Source organism: Streptomyces sp. 15-116A, assembly GCF_025290915.1.
GTDB lineage: Bacteria > Actinomycetota > Actinomycetes > Streptomycetales > Streptomycetaceae > Streptomyces.
Genome location: NZ_JAOCQE010000419.1, coordinates 1 through 3,920 on the forward strand (window position 1 = coordinate 1; position 3,920 = coordinate 3,920).

3 protein-coding genes are annotated in these 3,920 nt (G+C 72.1%); 2 read left to right on the forward strand and 1 reads right to left on the reverse strand.

What is annotated here, in order from left to right:
* The first annotated feature begins 390 nt into the window (after positions 1 to 390).
* A complete protein-coding gene (locus tag N4P33_RS33600; RefSeq protein WP_260830717.1) occupies positions 391 to 2,226 on the forward strand; it encodes a glycoside hydrolase family 15 protein in 1,836 nt (611 codons plus the stop codon).
* 22 nt (positions 2,227 to 2,248) lie between these two features.
* On the opposite strand, the gene N4P33_RS33605 is transcribed toward N4P33_RS33600, so the two are convergent.
* Positions 2,249 to 3,235, reverse strand: a complete 987-nt coding sequence (locus N4P33_RS33605) for a DUF748 domain-containing protein (protein ID WP_260830715.1) — start codon at positions 3,233 to 3,235, stop codon at positions 2,249 to 2,251.
* 243 nt (positions 3,236 to 3,478) lie between these two features.
* Between N4P33_RS33605 and N4P33_RS33610 the strand changes: the two genes are divergently transcribed.
* A partial coding sequence (locus N4P33_RS33610) for a phosphatase PAP2 family protein (RefSeq protein WP_260830716.1) occupies positions 3,479 to 3,920 on the forward strand: 442 nt, incomplete at its 3' end.

Sequence of the window (3,920 nt, forward strand, 5' to 3'; positions counted from 1 at the left end):
CGGCACGCCGAGAGCACGCTCCCCCACCCTCGAACCGCGCTTCGCACGGCTCGGGCGGGAGGTGCCCCCACGCCGCCGCCAGGCCCGCCCTCCGGGCGGACGACGGGGATTTGACGACAGGGCCTAGCGGCTGCTCCGGGCGAGCGGAGCGTCGTGATCTGGGGCGAAGGCCCTGGGTGCACGGCCGTCGTATGTGGAGCGGCACCCTGGGCGAGCGGGCGTCGTGATCCGAGCGGCACTCCTGAGCGAGCTGGTCCGACCGGCACCCCTCGGCACGCCGACCCTCGTGATCTGAGCGGGACCCCGGGGCGGCTCCGCCGCGGTCGTGGTCCTGCCGGCATCCTGCCTAAGCTGGCAGGGATGGCCCGTGTGCGGGTCCGGGAGGCTGCCATGGGTGCGACGGCCGGAGAGCGTCATACGTCCGGGGCGCGGCGGTACGTGCCGATCGCCGATCACGGGCTGATCGGCGACCTGCGCAGTGTCGCCCTGGTGGGGACCGACGGCACGATCGACTGGTACTGCTGTCCGTCCTTCGACGCGCCCAGTGTCTTCGCCGCGCTCCTGGACGCCGAGCGCGGTGGCTGCTTCGAGCTGGCGGCGGCCGCCCCCGCGCGCACCAAGCAGTTCTACTTCCCCGACACCAACGTCCTGATCACCCGCTTCTTCACCGAGGAGGGCGTCGGCGAGGTACAGGACTTCATGCCGATCGCGGGCGCGGCGGCCAAGGAGGGCCGGCACCGGCTGATCCGGCGGGTGCTGTGCGTGCGCGGGTCGGTGCCCTTCCGCAGCCGGGTGGCGCCCCGCTTCGACTACGGCGCCCGGCCGCACACCCTGAGCCTGACCGGCGACACGGCCGTCTTCGACGCCGGCACCATGGCGCTGGCGCTCACCGCGACCGTAGCCATGGAGGGCGACGGGCAGGACGTGCGCGCCGACTTCAAGCTGACCGAGGGCGACGCGGCGGTGTTCGCGCTGGACCAGGTCGGCGCCGACGTGCCGCCGCGCGGATGCGCGTGCGCGGAGGCGGAGGAGCAGTTCGGCGCCACGGTGCGCTACTGGCGACGCTGGCTGTCCTCCTCCCGCTACCGGGGCCGCTGGCGGGAGATGGTGCACCGCTCCGCCCTCACCCTCAAGCTGCTCACCTACGAGCCGACCGGCGCGATCGTGGCAGCGCCGACGACCAGCCTGCCCGAGGAGATCGGCGGGGAACGCAACTGGGACTACCGCTATGTGTGGGTGCGCGACGCGGCGTTCTGCGTGTACGCGCTGCTGCGGCTGGGTTTCACCGAGGAGGCGGAGGCGTTCATGGGCTTCGTCTCCCGGCACATCAGCCCGGGCGACGGCAGCCCCTCGGGACCGCTGCAGATCATGTACGGCATCGACGGCCGCACCGACCTGCCCGAACGGGAACTCCCTCATCTGGAGGGCCACCAGGGCTCGGCGCCGGTCCGGGTCGGCAACGCGGCGGCCGACCAGCTGCAACTCGACATCTACGGGGCGCTGATCGACTCCATCTACCTCTATGACAAGTGGGCCGAGCCGATCTCCAGCGAGCAGTGGGAGAACGTGTGCGCGCTGGTCGACTGGGTGTGCGCGCACTGGGACCAGCCCGACGAGGGCATCTGGGAGACCCGCGGCGGGCGCAAGAACTTCCTGTACTCACGGCTGATGTGCTGGGTGGCGATCGAACGGGCCGTCCGCATGGCCAACCGCCGTGGCCTGCCCGCCGACCTGGGCCGCTGGCTGACGAGCCGCGACGCCATCTACCGCAGGATCATGAGCCGTTGCTGGTCGAAGGAGCGCCGGGCGTTCGTGCAGCAGGAGGACGGGGACGTGCTGGACGCGGCGGTGCTGATGATGCCGATGTCGAAGTTCATCGCGCCGACCGACCCGAAGTGGCTGTCCACGCTGGACTCCCTCACCGCGGAACTGGTGTCGGACTCGCTGGTCTACCGCTACGACCCGCAGGTGAGCCCGGACGGGCTGCGCGGCGACGAGGGGACGTTCTCCATCTGCTCGTTCTGGTACGTCGAGGCGCTGACCCGCGCCGGACGCCTCGACGAGGCGTCGCTCGCCTTCGAGAAGATGCTCACCTACGCCAACCATCTCGGCCTGTACGCCGAGGAGATCAGCCACACCGGTGAGCAACAGGGCAATTTCCCGCAGGCGTTCACGCATCTCGCGCTGATCAGCGCGGCGTTCAATCTGGACCGGGCGCTGGGCTGAGGGCACGCCCGGTCCCCGTGCCTCAGTGACCGTGGCCGTCGTCGGAGTGCCCGGTCGTGCCGGGCTCCGGGGCGGAATCGGAGGACCCGGAGGGGTCGGCGGCGACCGCGCCGGCGTGGACGGTGAACGCCGCGGTGCGGACGACGCCGTCGTGCTTGAAGTCCAGGAACAGCCGGTAGCTGCCGCTGCTGGGTGCCGTGGCCGTGAAGGAGATCGCCGGGCCGGGCTTCGTGGTGCCGTCGCCGGGTTCGCCGCCCGGGTGCACATGCAGATAGGCGAGGTCTCCGGAGCGCAGGGCCACCAGATGGCCGTAGGCGCCGAGGTAGGGCTGGAGGTCGGTGACGGGCTTGCCGCCGCGGGAGACGCTCAGCCGCAGTTCCCCGGCCTTGCCGGGCCGCAGGGCACCGTTCAGCTCGACCTCGTACCCGTCGACTCGGGCGGTGCGCTCGGGCTTCGGCAGCTCCTCGGGGCGGTAGGGGCCGGACGCAGCGAGGTCGGCTCCGAGGGTGAGGTTGCCGGCGTTGTGCCGCGCCGGGGTGAAGTCGGCGAAGACCCGGTAGCCGCCCGCCCGGGGCAGATCGACGGGGGTGCTCCAGGTGCCGTCGGCGGCACGGCTGGGGTGCAGGTGGCGGTAGGTGAGCAGATCGCGGGAGGCCACGATGAGGTGGAGTTCCTTGTCATGCTCCCGGCGGTAGTCGGTGACGGCCCGGCCGTCCGCGTCCCGGACGGTGAACCGCAGGTCGCCGCGCTCACCGGCGGTGACGCGCGGGGTGTGCAGATCGAGGGTGTAGCCGCCCTCGGAGATCTGCAGCCCGCCGGCCGGGGCGGTCTGGTGTCCGCCGTGACCGTCGCCTCCCTTCCCCGGCGGTGAGGCCGGCGTGTGCTTCTCGTCGTGCGCGGGGGCGGGCTCGGCGACGACCGGGTCCAGTCCCTGACCGACGCCGTACGCCGTGCCGAAGGTGGCGGCCAGGGCCGCCGCGAACGCGGTGATCTTCACTCCGGTGTGCATGGCCGTGTCTCCTCGAAAAGGGGCCGTCGGCTTGTCACCGACCGGTCTCGATGCAGTTCACGATACCCCCATGGGGTATGAAGTCAAGCGGATCGAGCCTGGGAATCCATACGGGTGGGGGGTATGACTGAACCGGACCCCTGTGCGCGGCCCTGGGATGGATCACGCGTACGGTGGGCACCTGGTGATTCCCGGACCGTCCGCACGGGCCGCCGCCGCACCTTGCCACCGCGGGAGAGAGAAATGAGCGAGCCGACCAGCACCGACCAGAACGTCACTCGTCCGCTCACGGAACCCGTACGGCCCGCCGACGGTCTGCAACGCGTGGTGTCCGCCGTGCTGAGCGACCTGCGGGCGGTGGACGGCGCCCTGTACGCGGCGGTGGCCGCCACGCCGACGCCCACGCTGGACCGGGCGCTGCGCCGGCTCTCCCACGCGGCCGACCACTCGAAGATCTCGTTCGCCATCGCGGGCGCTCTCGCGCTCGGCGGCTCACGTCCGCGCCGGGCCGCGCTCGCCGGGGTCGGGGCCATCGCCGTGGCCTCGGCGTCGGCGAACCTGCTGGGGAAGCGGCTGGTGCGCAGGGCACGGCCGGACCGGGAGGCGGCGCGGGTGACGGTGGACCGGCATGTGCCGATGCCGACGTCGGCGAGTTTCCCGTCCGGGCACACGGCATCGGCGGTCG

Coding starts and splice junctions, on each gene's coding strand:
- N4P33_RS33600 (WP_260830717.1), top strand. CDS start 391: ATGGGTGCGACGGCCGGAGAGCGTCATACGTCCGGGGCGCGGCGGTAC.
- N4P33_RS33605 (WP_260830715.1), bottom strand. CDS start 3,235: ATGCACACCGGAGTGAAGATCACCGCGTTCGCGGCGGCCCTGGCCGCC.